14 protein-coding genes are annotated in these 15,574 nt (G+C 62.5%); 6 read left to right on the plus strand and 8 right to left on the minus strand.

Annotated elements, in window-relative coordinates; genetic code table 11:
• The first annotated feature begins 38 nt into the window (after window positions 1-38).
• Window positions 39-1,445, plus strand: coding sequence for a M48 family metalloprotease (locus IQ26_RS00350; RefSeq protein WP_240546959.1), 1,407 nt, complete (start codon window positions 39-41; stop codon window positions 1,443-1,445).
• Here the strand turns inward: IQ26_RS00350 and IQ26_RS00355 are convergent, their stop codons facing one another.
• Window positions 1,446-2,309, minus strand: a complete 864-nt coding sequence (locus tag IQ26_RS00355; RefSeq protein WP_145711188.1) for an RNA polymerase factor sigma-32 — start codon at window positions 2,307-2,309, stop codon at window positions 1,446-1,448.
• A gap of 331 nt (window positions 2,310-2,640) precedes the next feature.
• On the opposite strand from IQ26_RS00355, the gene IQ26_RS00360 reads away from it, so the two are divergent.
• From IQ26_RS00360 to IQ26_RS00370, 3 genes are all read left to right on the plus strand, one after another.
• Window positions 2,641-3,414 carry an amino acid ABC transporter substrate-binding protein gene (locus tag IQ26_RS00360; RefSeq protein WP_145711190.1) on the plus strand — a complete coding sequence of 258 codons (774 nt, stop codon included), beginning with the start codon at window positions 2,641-2,643 and terminating at the stop codon, window positions 3,412-3,414.
• 175 nt (window positions 3,415-3,589) lie between these two features.
• Complete coding sequence (locus tag IQ26_RS00365) at window positions 3,590-4,270, plus strand: amino acid ABC transporter permease (RefSeq protein ID WP_145711192.1); 681 nt, start codon at window positions 3,590-3,592, stop codon at window positions 4,268-4,270.
• The gene (locus IQ26_RS00370; RefSeq protein WP_145711194.1) at window positions 4,267-5,040 is read left to right on the plus strand and encodes an amino acid ABC transporter ATP-binding protein; all 774 of its coding nucleotides are present in this window, start codon (window positions 4,267-4,269) and stop codon (window positions 5,038-5,040) included. Before IQ26_RS00365 ends, IQ26_RS00370 begins: the two co-directional genes overlap by 4 nt.
• Before the next feature lie 105 nt (window positions 5,041-5,145).
• On the opposite strand, the gene IQ26_RS00375 is transcribed toward IQ26_RS00370, so the two are convergent.
• From IQ26_RS00375 to IQ26_RS00400, 6 genes are all read right to left on the minus strand, one after another.
• Window positions 5,146-5,727: a CarD family transcriptional regulator gene (locus tag IQ26_RS00375; protein ID WP_111544498.1), complete on the minus strand. Its 582-nt coding sequence runs from the start codon at window positions 5,725-5,727 to the stop codon at window positions 5,146-5,148.
• A gap of 370 nt (window positions 5,728-6,097) precedes the next feature.
• Window positions 6,098-6,436 (minus strand): ferredoxin FdxA, encoded by a 339-nt coding sequence (gene fdxA, locus IQ26_RS00380; RefSeq protein ID WP_095487362.1) that lies wholly within the window; start codon window positions 6,434-6,436, stop codon window positions 6,098-6,100.
• Between the two features lie 150 nt (window positions 6,437-6,586).
• A complete protein-coding gene (locus IQ26_RS00385) occupies window positions 6,587-6,973 on the minus strand; it encodes an RNA-binding S4 domain-containing protein (RefSeq protein WP_145711196.1) in 387 nt (128 codons plus the stop codon).
• A gap of 14 nt (window positions 6,974-6,987) precedes the next feature.
• Complete coding sequence (locus IQ26_RS00390) at window positions 6,988-10,359, minus strand: helicase-related protein (protein WP_145711198.1); 3,372 nt, start codon at window positions 10,357-10,359, stop codon at window positions 6,988-6,990.
• A gap of 719 nt (window positions 10,360-11,078) precedes the next feature.
• Window positions 11,079-11,804, minus strand: coding sequence for an acetoacetyl-CoA reductase (gene phbB, locus IQ26_RS00395; RefSeq protein ID WP_145711199.1), 726 nt, complete (start codon window positions 11,802-11,804; stop codon window positions 11,079-11,081).
• Window positions 11,805-11,915: 111 nt separating this feature from the next.
• Complete coding sequence (locus IQ26_RS00400) at window positions 11,916-13,100, minus strand: acetyl-CoA C-acetyltransferase (protein WP_145711202.1); 1,185 nt, start codon at window positions 13,098-13,100, stop codon at window positions 11,916-11,918.
• Window positions 13,101-13,379: 279 nt separating this feature from the next.
• Here IQ26_RS00400 and phaR point away from each other — a divergent pair, with 279 nt between their 5' ends.
• Window positions 13,380-13,991: a polyhydroxyalkanoate synthesis repressor PhaR gene (phaR, locus tag IQ26_RS00405; protein ID WP_145711597.1), complete on the plus strand. Its 612-nt coding sequence runs from the start codon at window positions 13,380-13,382 to the stop codon at window positions 13,989-13,991.
• A gap of 184 nt (window positions 13,992-14,175) precedes the next feature.
• Here the strand turns inward: phaR and IQ26_RS00410 are convergent, their stop codons facing one another.
• Window positions 14,176-14,622: a hypothetical protein gene (locus IQ26_RS00410; protein WP_145711204.1), complete on the minus strand. Its 447-nt coding sequence runs from the start codon at window positions 14,620-14,622 to the stop codon at window positions 14,176-14,178.
• 100 nt (window positions 14,623-14,722) lie between these two features.
• Here IQ26_RS00410 and IQ26_RS00415 point away from each other — a divergent pair, with 100 nt between their 5' ends.
• Complete coding sequence (locus IQ26_RS00415) at window positions 14,723-15,388, plus strand: TetR/AcrR family transcriptional regulator (protein WP_145711599.1); 666 nt, start codon at window positions 14,723-14,725, stop codon at window positions 15,386-15,388.
• Window positions 15,389-15,574 lie beyond the last annotated feature (186 nt).

Genomic DNA, 15,574 nt, shown 5'->3' on the forward strand with positions numbered 1-15,574 from the left:
CGCTGGCAGGCTTTGCCGTGGCACTGGCAAGCTGCCAGATGTTCACGCCTCCGGACATTCAGGAATCCGGCTTCCAGCCTTCCAGCAAGCCGATCACGGTCGACAATGTCGCCGCCAACAGCAGGCTCGCCGAAATGGCGAAGGCGCAGCATCCGCGCATCCTCGCCACCTATGGCGGCGAATACTCCGACCCCAAGCTCGAGCGGATGGTCGCCAAGGTCGTCGGCCGCCTGACCGTGGTGTCGGCCAACCCGACCCAGACCTACCGCATCACGATCCTCAATTCGCCCAACGTCAACGCGTTCGCATTGCCGGGCGGCTATCTCTACATCACGCGCGGCCTGTTGGCGCTGGCCAACGATTCGGCCGAGCTCGCCGCTGTCATCGCGCACGAGATGGGTCACGTCACTGCAAACCACGGCCTGCAGCGCCAGCAATTGGAGGCCGAGGAAGGACTGGCGACCAAGGTCGTCTCCGACGTGCTCGGCGACAACCCGACCGCCAAGGCGGCACTGATCCGCGGCAAGCTGCGGCTTGCCCAGTTCTCGCGCAATCAGGAACTGGAGGCCGACGGCATTGGCATCAAGTCGATCGGCGAGGCGGGCTTCGATCCCTTTGCCGCCGGCCGCTTCCTGCAGTCAATGTCGGCCTATACCGACTTCCGCTCGATCAGCGGCGCCACGGACGCCAGCCTCGACTTCCTGGCGACGCACCCCAACACGCCGCAGCGCATCGAACTGGCGCAGCGCCACGCCCGCCAGTTCGGCGCGCCTGGCGTCGGCACGCGCGACCGTGACCCCTTTCTTGCCGGCATAGACGGCCTGCTTTACGGCGACACGCCGGAAGAAGGCTATGTGCGCGGCGAAACCTTCCTGCATCCGGGCCTCGGCGTGTCGTTTTCGGTGCCCGACGGTTTCATCATCGACAACTCGGCCGCGGCGGTGACGGCGACCGGGCCGGGCGATATGGCGATCCGCTTCGACGGCGTTTCGATCGACAAGAGCCGCTCGCTGACCGACTATATCCGCAGCGGCTGGGTGGCCGGTCTCGACGAGAGCAGCGTGCGTCAGGAGACGATCAACGGCAACGAGGCGGCGACGGCGCATGCCAGCGCCGAGGGCTGGCAGTTCGACATCGCGGTGATCCGCGCCGGCGGCCAGGTCTACCGGCTGTTGACGGCGGCCCCTTCCGCCGCCACCTCGCTGGACGCGGTGGCGCGCTCGGTTAGCGGCTCCTTCCGCATCTTGAGCGCGGCCGAGAAAGCTGCACTGAAGCCGCTGCATATCCGCGTCGTCACGGTGCAGCCCGGACAGACCATGGGTTCGCTCGCCGCGCAGATGGTCGGCGTCGACCGCAAGCTCGACCTGTTCCGGGTGCTCAATGCGCTGTCGCCCGGCGCTGCCGTTTCGGCCGGCGACAAGGTCAAGATCATCACCGACAGATAGCTAGGCGGCTGTCGCCAGAAACTCTGGGTTCTGCTTCACCAGCGCTATCTTGAGCTTTTCCATGGCGCGTGCCTCGATCTGGCGGACACGCTCCTTCGATATGCCGAGCGCCTCGCCGAGCGCTTCGAGCGTCGCGCCCTCGTCGCTCAGCCGGCGCTCCTCGATGATCCTGAGCTCGCGGGCATTGAGCGCGCCGAGCGCCGCTTTCAGCCAGAGAGAACGGCGTTCGACATCGATCGTGTCACCCACGACTTCGTCCGGCAAAGGATCGTCTGAAATGAGGAAATCCATCCGCTCGGTGGCGCCCGCATCGTCGGCGAGCGGCTGGTTGAGAGAGCTGTCTGGAGCCGAGAGGCGGGAATCCATCATCGCCACGTCGGCCTCGGAGACACCGAGCGCCACCGACACCTCGCGGTAGAGCGAGGTGTTCGAGATCGGCTCGGTGCCGTTCGCCAAGCGGGCGCGCAGGCGCCGCAAATTGAAGAACAGCGCCTTTTGCGCCGAGCTGGTGCCGCCGCGGACGATCGACCAGTTGCGCAGGATGTAATCCTGCATCGAGGCGCGAATCCACCACGTCGCGTAGGTCGAAAACCGGACCTCGCGCTCCGGTTCGAAACGGGCCGCCGCCTCAAGCAGGCCGACATGGCCTTCCTGGACCAGGTCGCCCAGGGGCAGGCCGTAGTGGCGGAACTTCGAGGCCATGGAAATGACCAGCCGCATATGCGCCATGGCGATTTGGTGCAGCGCCTGCTGGTCGTTGTCTTTCTTCCAGCGCAGCGCGAGAAGATGCTCCTCGTCGCGTTCGAGATAGGGGGCTTTCATCGCCGCACGGATCATGGTTCGCCCTGCCGTATCTTCCATCATGCCGCGCTCCTATTCCGGGCGTTGTGGTGCGATCGCTCGACCCTGAGCTGGCATCGTGGTTGAATTGGCGACGCCGCGCCCTACAACAGCCAAGAACGTGCCACGCGGGGGAATGGTTCCGCTGGCGATGTCGCGTGGAGCGCACCGTCGGAAAGCCCGTTGCGACGTTCTGCTAGGCGGCCAATTGGCGCAATTCTGCATATCGTTGAGAATGAGATTTCGAAAGCGTCTCGTTTTTGAAATCTGGTTCCTTATTTTACTGACCTGCATCTGTCAGTTTCCAGCGCTCACAAATGCGCCGTATACCGGCCAAGGACGGGATCACAGAAAAATGAAATGGCTCAAATCGCTTATTGTCGCTGGAACACTGCAGGTTCTGGCCGTTACATCAGGCCACGCTGGCGCCAATCTCGATCAGATCAAGCAGGCCGGCGTCTTCAAGATCGGCACGGAAGGCACCTATGCCCCCTTCACCTATCATGATGCCGGGGGCGCTTTGGTCGGCTTCGATGTCGAGATCGCCCAGGCGATCGCCAAGCGCCTCGGCGTCAAGGTCGAGTTCCTCGAAGGCAAATGGGATGGGCTGATCGCCGGCCTCGACGCCAAGCGCTATGACGCCGTCATCAACCAGGTCGGCATCACCGAGGCGCGCAAGGCCAAATATGATTTCTCCGATCCCTACATCGCTTCAAAGGCGGTGCTGATCGTTCGCGGCGACAATACCGACATCAAGAGCTTTGCCGACCTCAAGGGCAAGAAGGCGGCGCAGTCGCTGACCTCGAATTTCGGCAAGCTCGCCGAGACAAACGGCGCCGAGCTCGTCGGCACCGATGGTTTCGACCAGTCGATCCAGCTGCTTCTGACCGGCCGCGCCGACGCCACCATCAACGACAGCCTGTCCTTCCTCGACTTCAAGAAGCACAAGCCCGACGCCAATGTGAAGATCGCCGCGCAGGAAGAAAACGCCGACTATTCCGGCGTCATCGTGCGCAAGGGCGATCCGGAACTGGTCGCCGCCATCAACCAGGCGCTGGCCGACATCAAGGCCGACGGCACCTACCAGAAGATCGCCGACACCTATTTCGGCCAGGACGTTTCGAAGTAAGCGCATTTCACGGGCCGGGCCGATTGCCGGCCTGCATGGCAAGTATACCCGCATGGCAAGTATAGCGGCGAGCCGCCTTTGACGGCCGCCGCTTTTCGCGTGATATGACGATCCTATGGTCGCGCCCCGATGCCGCCGGGCCGATTGGGGCGGCAATCTCGCAAGGAGGGTCTTCGTGCCGCACTGGCTGCAATTGATGCTGGACTCGTTGCCCACGCTGCTATGGGCGGCGCTGATCTTCACCGTGCCGCTGACGCTGCTGTCGTTCGCATTCGGCCTCTTCGTAGGGCTGGTCGCGGCGCTTGTCCGGCTGTTCGGCCCGAAGCCGCTGGTCGCCGTGGTCCGCTTCTATGTCTGGATCTTCCGCGGCACGCCGCTTCTGGTGCAGCTCTTCCTGATCTTCTATGGACTGCCTTCGGTCGGCATCCTGCTCGACGCTTTTTCAGCCGCGTTGATCGGCTTCACGCTCAACATCGGCGCCTATACATCGGAAATCATCCGCGCCGTCATAGGCTCGGTGCCGAAGGGGCAATGGGAGGCGGCCTATTCGATCGGCATGACCTGGAGCCAGGTGATGCGGCGAACCATCCTGCCGCAGGCCGGCCGCGTCGCGGTGCCGCCGCTGTCCAACACCTTCATCTCGCTGGTCAAGGACACGTCGCTGGCCGCCGCCATCACCGTGCCGGAAATGTTCCAGGCGGCACAGCGCATCGTTGCCACCACCTACGAGCCGCTGATCCTCTATATTGAGGCAGCAGCTCTCTACCTGGCGCTGAGCTCCGTGCTGTCGGCATTGCAGGCGCGCCTCGAAAAGCGGCTCAACCGCTATGGCGGCTTCCTGGAGGCGCGCTCATGATCGGACTCACCGACATCGAGAAGCGCTTCGGCGACAATCTTGTGCTGAAGGGCGTGACGGTCACCATCGAGGAGGGCAGCGTCACCGCCCTTGTCGGTCCCTCGGGCGGCGGGAAAAGCACGCTTCTGCGCTGCATCAACCTGCTCGAGATCCCGACTTCGGGCACAGTGCGCATCGGCGACGACACGCTCGAATTCCACCCCGGCGGTAAGGTTTCCGCCAAGGCCATCCAGCGCCTGCGGCTGCAGACCGGCATGGTGTTCCAGAATTTTCAGCTGTTTCCGCATCGCACCGCGATCGAGAATGTCATGGAGGGGCTGGTGACGGTGCTCAAATGGCCGGCCGGCCGGGCGCGCGAGCGGGCGCTCGTTCTGCTCGAAAAGGTCGGCATGGCGCACAAGGCCGATGCCTGGCCGGCGACGCTGTCAGGCGGCCAGCAGCAACGCGTGGCGATCGCCCGGGCGCTGGCGCCGTCGCCGAAAGTGCTGCTGTGCGACGAGCCGACCTCGGCGCTCGACCCGGAACTGGCGCAGGAGGTGGTCGACGTGCTAAGCCAGCTCGCCAGGGAGGGCACCACCATGGTGATGGCGACGCATGACCTGCGCCTCGCCTCCAAGATCGCACAAGAAGTGGTATTCCTCGACGCCGGTAGCGTCGTTGAGAAAGGCCCAGCGGCTGTTTTGTTCAGCAATCCGGAGCGTCAGCGGACTAGGCGTTTTATCGCGACGCTGAAGCAAGAGGCCGAGAAGGGGGGCGGCGCAGAAGGGTAAGATATACGCCTGTTCTGCCCGTCATGCACTTCATCAGATGATCGGCCCAAAACAAAAAAACCCGGCGCAAGGCCGGGTTTTTCCAAATTCGGAGGCGAGAAGCGCTCAGGCCGCTTCTTCCTGCTCGGCTTCCTCGTTGTCGGCCTTGGCGCCGCGCTTCGGACCCTTATTGAGGTTCACCTCGATGAGGCGCACCGCTTCGGTTTCCGACATGCGGTTGACGGCCGCGATCTCGCGCGCCATGCGGTCGAGTGCCGCTTCGTAAAGCTGGCGCTCGGAATAGGACTGCTCCGGCTGGTTGTCGGCGCGGTAGAGGTCGCGCACAACTTCCGAGATCGAGATCAGGTCACCGGAATTGATCTTCGCATCATATTCCTGGGCGCGGCGCGACCACATGGTACGCTTGACGCGGGCGCGGCCCTGCACGACCTTCAGCGCGCGCTCCACATAATCCTCTTCCGACAGCTTGCGCATGCCGATGGAGGTCGCCTTGGCGACCGGGACCTTCAGGCGCATCTTGTCCTTCTGGAAGTCGATGACGAACAGTTCCAGCTTGTGGCCCGCAACTTCCTGCTCGTCGATCGAGACGATCTGACCAACGCCATGCGCCGGATAGACGATGTACTCGCCGGTCTTGAAACCGTGACGCGCTGCGCTGGACTTCTTCTGCGGGGTGATAGTTGCCATTACGCCCTGAACTCCTTGTTGTTGCGCCGGCATGGCGGCGCCGGCTGAACTCGTGCGGTCGGGCTACCGACCGTTAGCCGCACAACAGACGAATCCATCCGGAAAAATCAGGACCGGCAAACCGCATAACAGCGACCGCCTGCCCCAGATCACTCTGGTCCGGATGAGAAATTCACCTTTCAGTGATTTGGGGCGTTTGCGCCATAAATCGACGTTGTGTCACCGGCATGTTTGGTTGATGTAGCACAAAAAGTCGGAAGAATCAAGGTTTTGCTGCATGCGCGAAGGCCATGCACCATCGCTGCCTGTCAAGGCAGTCAATGTGTCATGCTTGTTACGCAGCGTCAGGCCGGCTGAACCGACATTGCAGTCAGTCGCCTTCGCCTGGTTCAGCCGAGAAGTATTTCTCGAACTTGCCGGCCTCGCCATCGAAGGATTTGGCGTCGGCCGGAGGCTCCTTCTTGGCGGTGATGTTGGGCCATTTGTCAGCGTATTCGGTGTTGATCTGCAGCCATTTGTCGAGGCCCGGCTCGGTGTCCGGCTTGATCGCATCGGCCGGGCATTCCGGTTCGCAGACGCCGCAGTCGATGCATTCGTCGGGATGAATGACGAGCATGTTCTCGCCTTCGTAGAAACAGTCGACCGGACAGACCTCGATGCAGTCCATGTATTTGCATTTTATGCAATTGTCGGTCACGACATAGGTCATCAGTCGGCTCCGGGACGTCCCGTTTTTGTTGGGCTTTTTTGGTGAGGTAACGTCTTTGCCCGCTGCTTGCAAGGGCAGCCATTGCGCGCGGTACCGGTGTTTCCGGAATGGAATTCCAGAGGAGCGATGCAGCGAAAGCCGGTTATGCGGTCAGTCCTCGCCGAACAGCCGGTCGGTCTCCCGGCGTTCCTTCTTGGTCGGGCGGCCACTGCCGGCATCGCGCAGCGCCGGAATCGCATCGGGAACGGCCTCGCCCTTTGGCACAGGCGGCGGCGACATATCCTCGTAGAGCATGCGCGCTTCCTCGGCGGGGCCGCGCCGGGTTCCCGTTCCGAGCACCTTCCAGACGAAGATGCGCCGCTCGAGAGTGATGGTCAGGACGTCGCCGACCCGGACCATGTCGGAGGCCTGCGCTGCTTTGTCGCGATTGATGCGGACGCGTCCGGCCACCACAAGCTTCGCCGCCAGCGAGCGCGATTTCACCGCACGCGAAAAGAACAGCCATTTGTCGATGCGCTGGCGGGCATCAGTGACCATCGGAGCGAGCGGACTTACTTCTTCAGCTGGTCGCGCAACGCGGCGAGCTTGGCGAAGGGCGAATCCGGGTCGAAGCGCGCCGGGCGCTCCTCGCGCGGCTTCGGTTGGAAGGCGGGCTTCCCGCCTTGCGCGCCGCTCTTGCCGTCCTGCCGTCCGCTCTTCCAGTCGGGCCGCTTGTCGCGCCGTTCTCCCGTCTCGCCCTGGGGCTTGGGCTTGAATTTGCTACGGTCGAAGCGCGGCTTGCCGGTGCCGCGTCCTTCGCCGGCCGGCCGGCTGCCTGGAGCACCGGCCGCTTGCCCGGCATCTGCGGGCGCTTGGTCATGGCCATCGCGCACGGCTTGCCCATGGCGCGGGCGATTGTCGCGATTATTGTCACGGGGCCGATTGTCATGGTGGCGGTGGCGCGGGCGCTGGTCGAAGCGGCCCTGCCGCCACAACAGGATGGGTTTCGGTTCCTCGGCCCCTGGAGCAGCCTCGCCGATGGCGGCGTCCGCCACCGCGGCAAGTTCGGCCGAGACCGCTTCTGTTGCAGGCGAGGCTTCTGAAGCCGGCTCTGCGGGTGCGATTTCAACCTCTGCGGCTTCGGGTTCTACCGCTGGCTCAGCCTCTGATACCGCAGGCATTTCAACTGCGGCTTCGGCTACAGGCAGCTCCTCTTCTGTGACCCGAACTGGAGTTTCCGGCTGAGCTTCCACGACAGGCTCTGCTGCACCTTCGGCGGCGGTTTCCACGGAGGCTTCGGCTGTGGCTTCTGCCACGGCGGCCGCACCCAACTCCGAATTCTCGGCCGGCGCCTCGGCGGCTGCGTCCGCACCCGCGGCTTCCGCTGCCTTGGCCAGCTCGGCTTGCTCTTCCGCCGCCTGCTTGGCCGCGGCGGCTTCACGCGCGGCATTGTCCTGTGCCTCGAGCCGCGCCTTCACTTCGATCGCCGGCTTCGGCTCGGCCCGATACCCGAGGCCTTTCAAAATCTCTTCCATGTCGTCGGCAGTGGCGCCGAGGATCGACATCATCGGCGGCGTCACCATGAAGGACTGACCGTCATAGGCGCCATCGGGGCGCTGGCCGAGCCCCGGCTTCCAGTTGGTCGCGGGCCGGATCAGGTCGGCCAGTCGTTCAAGGATGTCGACGCGCACCGCGCGACGGCCGAGATTGCGGTAGCCGGCGAGCTTGTAGAAAGTCTTGTCGAAAGTGGGGTCTATGACCACCGAGGTGCGGCCCGAGGCCAGCGCGTGGACGACGTCGCCGAAGCCCGGTCTGTCCTTGCCGTCGTTCTTCAGCGCCCACAACAGCGTCACCAGTCCGGCCGGCGCCGGCTTGATCAACGCCGGCACGAAGATGTGGTAGGCGCCGAAGCGCACGCCGAGCCGGCGAAGGGCGGCGCGGCCTTCCTGGTCGAGCGACTTCATCTCCTCGGCGATGTCACGGCGGTTGATGAGGCCGAAATGCTCGACGAGCTGGAAGGCGATGCCACGGCCGATGCCGGTGATCTGCTCGGCGTTCTTGAGATCGACAAGCGGCTTCAGCAAGGACTCGATCTGAAAATTGACGAAGCGCTCGGCGCGCGCCGCGACCTTGTCGCGGGCGGGACCGGTGAGCTGCTCGTCGGCCAGCAGCACAAGGCGCGGCTTCAACGCCTCGTCGCCTGCGACCAGCGTGCCGATCGGCGCGCCGATCCAGCGCAGCGTGCCGTCGGAGCCGAGCGCAATGTCGCCGTTGGCCGAGGCGCCGAAGCGTTCGGCCCGCGCCTCGAATTCGGCTGCAAGCGCCTTCTGGGCTGCCGTGCGCACTGCCTTGGCGTCCTCGCCGCCGGCGCTCTGGTCGGCGGTGAAGCGGAACCCCTGCAACTCGCCGATATGGTGGCCTTCGACGAGGACGGTTCCGGTTGGGCTGATTTCGGCTTCAGGCATGGTATTTTCTCTAAGGCGCCGCATGAGGACGGAAGTCCTGCGGTCTACGAAGCGTTTCGTCAACCGCTCATGCAGCGCATCCGACAATCTGTCTTCGATTTCGCGCGTCTTTTCCTGCCAGTGTGCCTGATCGGCCAGCCAGCCGGGCCGGTTGGAAACGAAAGTCCAGGTGCGGATCTGGGCGATCCGGTGCGACAGCGTGTCGATGTCGCCTTCGGTGGTGTCGGCACGACGCACTTGCTCGGCCATGTAATTCTCGTCGACATGGCCACGCCTGGCAAGGTCCATATAGATCGAGGCGATCAGGTCGGCATGCTGGGCCGGCGCGATCTTCCTGTAGTCGGGCAGGGCGCAGGCCTCCCACAACAGCGCCACGCGCCTGGCGTCGGTGGCAAGCGCCCGGATGTCCTCGTCGCGGGACAAATGTTCGAGCGCCTGCGCGTCCACCGCCGGCAGAGCGCGTGTCAGGCCTTCGACCGGCGCGTTGGTCTCGATAGAGCGCTTCAGCGCATCGAGGCTGGCGAAATCGAAATGCGCGGTGCGCCATTGCAGCACCTTGACCGGGTCGAACTCATGCCCTTCGATCTTCTTGACCAGATCTTCGTCCAGCGGATCGACCTGGCCGGTGACGCCGAAGGTGCCGTCGCGCAAGTGCCGGCCGGCGCGGCCGGCGATCTGGCCGAGCTCGGCCGCCGTCAGGTTGCGATACTGGTAGCCGTCGAATTTACGGTTCTGGGCAAAGGCGACATGGTCGAGGTCGAGGTTCAGGCCCATGCCGATCGCATCGGTGGCGACCAGGTAATCGACATCGCCCGATTGGAACAGCGCCACCTGCGCGTTGCGGGTGCGGGGCGATAGTGCGCCGAGCACAACGGCCGCACCGCCTTGCTGGCGGCGGATCAGTTCGGCGATGGCATAGACCTCGTCGGCGGAAAAGGCGACGATCGCCGTGCGTCGCGCAAGGCGGGTCAGCTTCTTCGAGCCGGCATAGGCAAGATGCGACAGCCGTGGCCGCGTCACCACCGATACGCCCTTCAGCAGACGCTGGAGGATGCCGTGCATGGTGGCGGCGCCGAGCAGCAGCGTCTCCTGGCGGCCGCGCAGATGCAGGATGCGGTCGGTGAAGATGTGGCCACGTTCGAGATCGCCGGCCAGTTGGACCTCGTCGATGGCGACGAAGGCAGCGTTGGTCTCGCGCGGCATGGCTTCCACCGTGCAGACCGAATATCTGGCGCCATCGGGCTGGATCTTTTCCTCGCCGGTGATGAGCGCCACCTTGTGAGCGCCGACCTTCTCGCAGACGCGTGAATAAACCTCGCGGGCGAGCAGCCTGAGCGGCAGGCCGATGATGCCGCTTTCATGCGCCACCATACGCTCGATGGCGAGATGGGTCTTGCCGGTGTTGGTCGGCCCGAGCACGGCAGTCACGTCGCGGCCCGACAGGATCAGCGGCTCAGTGTGTTTCGGCTGGATGTTCATCGACCTGGGAATAAGGCTCTCTGCCCCGCGTTGTCGGGAGCGCGCCCATGGAGGCGCGTGTGACAGGCGACACATAGGGATTTAGCGCGCGAAGCGAAAGCGGAATGTTCCGCCGGCACGTCGAAGGCTCTCGCTCAGTGCTGTCAACAGGCTCCGATTAACAGTTGGAACGAGTCTGGAACGAATCGGCTACGAATCACTGACTCGCACAGATTCAGGCTTTGTTCACGGCTACATCTGGATTTTTTGCCGGCGAGTCTCACCACATGCTGAATCGCCGAACTGGCCCGATTCATGCAGGGCGAGCGTCGCCGTTAACCTTTGCCGGTGAACGATCGGCGCGGACCGGCGAGCGTCATCCAACATTATGAAATTATTGATCTTTCCTAACGCGCCTTAACGGTTTGACGGATGTTTTCATCCGTTGTCGTTAACCTTCTGGTCAAAGCCGGAACGAAACGGCGACGAATCAGCGCTGACGGATGTTTCCCGGTTTGTTCACCCCAACATGTTGTGTTGTGCACAGGTTTTCCACCGAGAATCCACAGGTGAGGAGCAGGTTTTGCACAGGCTGCGCGGCGACCGTTAACCCTTGCGTGCCGGATTGGGGCAGGGTCTGGCATCAAGACCTCGCGACGAGGAACAACTGATGAAGACGGACCGATTTCCCGGCCCGTTTATTGCGGGCTTTTGTCTGTCCCGGTGTCCCTATCCAGGCTTCAGGTAATATACTGGCCGCCATTGGCTGTGATGGTCGATCCGGTGATGAAACCGGCATCGTCGGAAGCGAGGAACACGACACAGCGTGCGATCTCTTCCGGTTCGCCGAGGCGGCCGACCGGAATCTGCGGAATGACGCGCTCGTTGAGCACCTTCTCGTCCATCGCCTTGACCATCTCTGTTGCGATGTAGCCGGGGCAGATGACATTGACGGTGATGCCGGCCCGCGCCCCTTCCTGGGCGAGCGCCTTGGTGAAGCCGATGTCGCCGGCCTTCGAGGCCGAATAATTGACCTGGCCGGTCTGGCCCTTCTGGCCGTTGATCGAGGATATGGTGATAACGCGGCCGAATTTGCGGTCGCGCATGCCGCCCCACAGCGGGTGCGTCATGTTGAAGACGCCCGACAGGTTGGTGTCGATGACCTCTTTCCAATGCTCGCGCGTCATCTTGTGGAACATGGCGTCGCGGGTGATACCGGCATTGTTGACCAGCACGGAGACCGGGCCGAGGTCGGCCTCGATCTGTCTGATGCCGGCGGCGCAGGCGTCGTAGTCGGCGACCGACCATTTGTAGACAGGTATGCCGGTCTCGGCCTTGAATTTCTGCGCTGCTTCGTCATTGCCGGCGTAATTCGCGGCGACCTTGTAACCGGCGTTTTTCAGGCCGATCGAAATCGCTGCGCCAATACCGCGCGACCCACCGGTGACCAGTGCTACCTTTGTCATATCATCCTCCCCTTTGGTTTCATGAGCGGCGGGCGGGGAACGCTCTAACGGCGATTGAGCCCCGTTCGCCACCGACTATTTCATGGCTTGCTCATTCTGTCTTCACTGTCTTCACAGCGCCTCCACGCACATGGCGACGCCCATGCCGCCGCCGATGCACAGCGTGGCGAGGCCTTTTCTGGCGCCGCGGCGGCGCAGCTCGTAGACCAGCGTGTTGAAGATGCGGGCACCGGATGCGCCGATCGGATGGCCGATGGCGATGGCGCCGCCATTGACATTGACGATGGACGGATCCCAGCCCATGTCCTTGTTGACGGCACAGGCCTGGGCGGCGAAGGCCTCGTTGGCCTCGATCAGGTCGAGATCGCCGACCGACCAGCCGGCCTTGGCCAGCGCCTTGCGCGAGGCGGGAATAGGCCCTGTGCCCATGATCTGCGGATCGACGCCCGCGGTCGCCCAGGACACGATGCGCGCCAGCGGCGTGATGCCGCGCCTTGCGGCCTCGGCTTCGGTCATCAGCACCGCGACAGCGGCGCCATCGTTGATGCCGGAGGCGTTGGCGGCGGTCACCGTGCCGTCCTTGTCGAAGGCCGGTCTTAGCTTGGTCATGGCGTCGATCGTGGCGCCGTGGCGGATGTACTCGTCCTGGTCGACAATGGTGTCGCCCTTCTTGCCCTTGACGGTGAAGGCCACGATCTCGTCCTTGAACTTGCCGGCCTTCTGCGCGGCCTCGGCCTTGTTCTGGGACGCCAATGCGAGCCGGTCCTGGTCCTCGCGGGTAATCTGGAACTGGCGAGCGACGTTTTCGGCTGTGTTGCCCATGTGGTAGCCATTGAAGGCGTCCCACAGCCCGTCCTTGATCATGGTGTCGATCATCTTGTAGTCGCCCATCTTGACGCCGGCACGCAGGTGTTGGGCATGCGGGGCCAGCGACATCGATTCCTGTCCGCCCGCGACGATCACCTTGGCATCGCCAGTGGCGATCTGTTGCATGCCAAGCGCGATGGCGCGCAGGCCTGAGCCGCAAACCTGATTGAGGCCCCAAGCGGTGGTTTCCTTTGGCAGGCCGGCATTGATGGATGCCTGGCGGGCGGGGTTCTGGCCCTGAGCCGCTGTCAGCACCTGGCCGAGGATCACCTCGTCGACCTCCTTGCCGTCAACGCCGGCGCGGACGAGCGCTTCCTTGACGGCGACAGCGCCCAATTCGTGGGCCGGTGTGTTGGCGAAGGCGCCGTTGAAGGAACCGACAGGCGTGCGCGCCGCACTGGCGACGACAATGGCATTGGAAGCGGACATGTTGTTCTCCAGACTTCTAGGGGTCGAATTCAGGCTATGGTTAGCGACTTTTCTTGCCCTTTCCATGAGCCAAGTCAAATTGGAAATGGGCATGCCGGCCAGGCGCCGCAAGCAGGGTGCGCGTCGTCATGGAGACCGCCCGTCCGTTGCTGCGCAGCATTAATTGATCCCGCACTGCACAAACCGCTTGGAATTGTGACGCTTTTGCGCATATCCTTGAAAAAGCGCAATCGTTACCGGCTACTTACTCAAGTGCGCCGGTGTCCGGGGAGGATACTGATGGCCGCGAAAGACGAACCGATTATCATCAAGAAGTATGCCAATCGTCGCCTCTACAACACCGGCACCAGCACCTATGTGACGCTCGAGGATCTTGCCGAAATGGTCAAGAAGGGCGAGGACTTCACCGTCCAGGATGCCAAGACCGGCGACGACATCACGCATCCGGTGCTGACCCAGATCATCTTCGAACTTGAGAACAAGGATGGGCAGAACATGCTGCCGATCCCGTTCCTGCGTCAGTTGATCGCCTTTTACGGCGATCAGATGCAGATGATCGTGCCGAGCTTCCTCGAACAGTCGATGATCGCCTTCTCGAAAGAACAAGAGCGTTTCCGTGAGCAGATGAAGGGCGCCTTGGGCAAGTCGCCGCTGGATGTGATGAAAATGGCCACGCCGATCAAGGCGCTGGAAGAGCAGACGCGCCGCAACATGGAGATGTTTCAAAATGCCATGCGCCTGTTCACGCCCTTTCCACCCGCAGGCTCGAATGGCGCTTCCGCAGTGCCGACAGAGCCAACCAGGAAAGAGACACCGGAAAAACCCGACGATCTTCAGGAGTTGAAGGAACAGATCGCCGCGATGCAGCGCAAGCTCGACACCATGTCCTGATCACGGGCTGGACGAAGTCCGGCCGAAACCTCTCAGCAACTCGGCCGAGTGTCTGCGCTGCCGCATCAGGTACCGGCGCATCAGCTTGAACGTAATCGTCGATGGTTGAAGGAAGTACCGGCTGTCGAGGATCGACCCGGTTGCAGACTCATTGTCGTCGTTTCCGGCACAACGTCTCATCGATCTATTTCGTTGTCACCGTCACCAGAGCGGTAACAGGTTTGCCGTCCACTAGGATAGGCTTGTGACGATCGTCGGCAATGAGGACGCCGATCACGTGCTTGCCGACGACAACCGGACAGTGGCCGAAACGAGCCTCGATGAGGTCGCCGCCAAAGTCGCTGTTCATGCTGTTGTACGGCTTGCCGGGGATGTTGCAGGTGTCTCCGTCGGGATCGATCTTCATATGCACGTGGCCGCATTGGCTGTTGTCGCCGCACTCACCCGCAGAGAGCAACGTGAAGTTGCTCCTGACGACGACGCCTATCGCCTTCTCGGAATCGTTGCCGAGTTCGATGACCGAAGCGGCCGCCGGCCAGGCGATTTCCAGGGTGGGCCGATCTTCGGCCTGTGCCGATACGAGCGACAATAAGGAGAAAGCAAGGGTAGTCATCGCGATGATGCGAAACATGGTAACCTCCGTTGATGTGTAATCACTGATTACATACAAATTGCTTGGGCGCAAGGAAAATAATCAGTGATTACATTTTGGCTGCATGCTATTGGAAGGCATGACCAAGACTCCTGTTTCCGGCGAAGCCGGCCACCCAAAGCGTTATCATCACGGCAATCTGGTCGAGGCCTTGATCAATGCAACCGTGCAGATCATCGAGGAACGCGGAGCAGAGCATGTGTCTGTGCGCGAGGCCGCAAAGCGTGCCGGCGTTTCGCCTGGCGCGCCATTCCGGCATTTTCGGTCGAAAACAGCACTGCTGACCGCAGTCGCCGAACAGGCCATGAACCGGCTGACTGAGGCCGTTGCCAAGGCACAGTCAAAGGTCGACAGCGCAGATCCCATTGAGGCCTTCGAGGCAATCGGACAAGGCTATCTGGAATGGGCGATCAGCAATCCCACGCATTTCCAGATCATCAGTTCCCGGACGCTGATCGATTTCGATGCGTCGGATAGTCTTCGTGATCAGAATGAAGCGATTCGCCGGAAGATGATCGACCTGCTGATCCGAGCGCAGCAACAAGGTCAGCTTGCTGCGGACACCGACTCCGATCATCTGGTGCTTGCCGCGCGTGCGCTTGTCTACGGATTGGCACGCATGGCGATTGATGGTCATTTCCCGGAGTGGCATCCGTCCGAGCCGCCATCCCTCGCTGCGCAGAAGGCTCTGCGTCTTTTCATGAGCCAGATGACCATTCCATCCAAAATGCGCACCCCGAAGTGACTCCCCAGGATCGCTGACAAAACTTGGTTTTCACACGGCCTGTCAGGCGCACAACTTCGAGTGAGAACGGCCTCTTCATGACAAAAATTTCATGTCATCGCCAATCGGTGCCGCTGTTCTTGCGCCGCATGAGACATATATGCTGCACTGCAATATGTTCCCGTTGGCACCGCACTGAAGGATTTC

The sequence above is a fragment of the Mesorhizobium tianshanense genome (assembly GCF_007830515.1).
GTDB lineage: Bacteria > Pseudomonadota > Alphaproteobacteria > Rhizobiales > Rhizobiaceae > Mesorhizobium > Mesorhizobium tianshanense.

Excerpts from the sequence above, each read along its gene's own strand:
- phbB (WP_145711199.1), bottom strand. The coding sequence starts at position 11,804 with ATGACAAAGGTAGCACTGGTCACCGGTGGGTCGCGCGGTATTGGCGCA.
- IQ26_RS00400 (WP_145711202.1), bottom strand. The coding sequence starts at position 13,100 with ATGTCCGCTTCCAATGCCATTGTCGTCGCCAGTGCGGCGCGCACGCCT.
- IQ26_RS00360 (WP_145711190.1), top strand. The coding sequence starts at position 2,641 with ATGAAATGGCTCAAATCGCTTATTGTCGCTGGAACACTGCAGGTTCTG.
- fdxA (WP_095487362.1), bottom strand. The coding sequence starts at position 6,436 with ATGACCTATGTCGTGACCGACAATTGCATAAAATGCAAATACATGGAC.
- IQ26_RS00370 (WP_145711194.1), top strand. The coding sequence starts at position 4,267 with ATGATCGGACTCACCGACATCGAGAAGCGCTTCGGCGACAATCTTGTG.
- IQ26_RS00385 (WP_145711196.1), bottom strand. The coding sequence starts at position 6,973 with ATGGTCACTGATGCCCGCCAGCGCATCGACAAATGGCTGTTCTTTTCG.
- IQ26_RS00390 (WP_145711198.1), bottom strand. The coding sequence starts at position 10,359 with ATGAACATCCAGCCGAAACACACTGAGCCGCTGATCCTGTCGGGCCGC.
- IQ26_RS00375 (WP_111544498.1), bottom strand. The coding sequence starts at position 5,727 with ATGGCAACTATCACCCCGCAGAAGAAGTCCAGCGCAGCGCGTCACGGT.
- IQ26_RS00415 (WP_145711599.1), top strand. The coding sequence starts at position 14,723 with ATGACCAAGACTCCTGTTTCCGGCGAAGCCGGCCACCCAAAGCGTTAT.
- phaR (WP_145711597.1), top strand. The coding sequence starts at position 13,380 with ATGGCCGCGAAAGACGAACCGATTATCATCAAGAAGTATGCCAATCGT.
- IQ26_RS00350 (WP_240546959.1), top strand. The coding sequence starts at position 39 with ATGTTCACGCCTCCGGACATTCAGGAATCCGGCTTCCAGCCTTCCAGC.
- IQ26_RS00355 (WP_145711188.1), bottom strand. The coding sequence starts at position 2,309 with ATGATGGAAGATACGGCAGGGCGAACCATGATCCGTGCGGCGATGAAA.
- IQ26_RS00410 (WP_145711204.1), bottom strand. The coding sequence starts at position 14,622 with ATGTTTCGCATCATCGCGATGACTACCCTTGCTTTCTCCTTATTGTCG.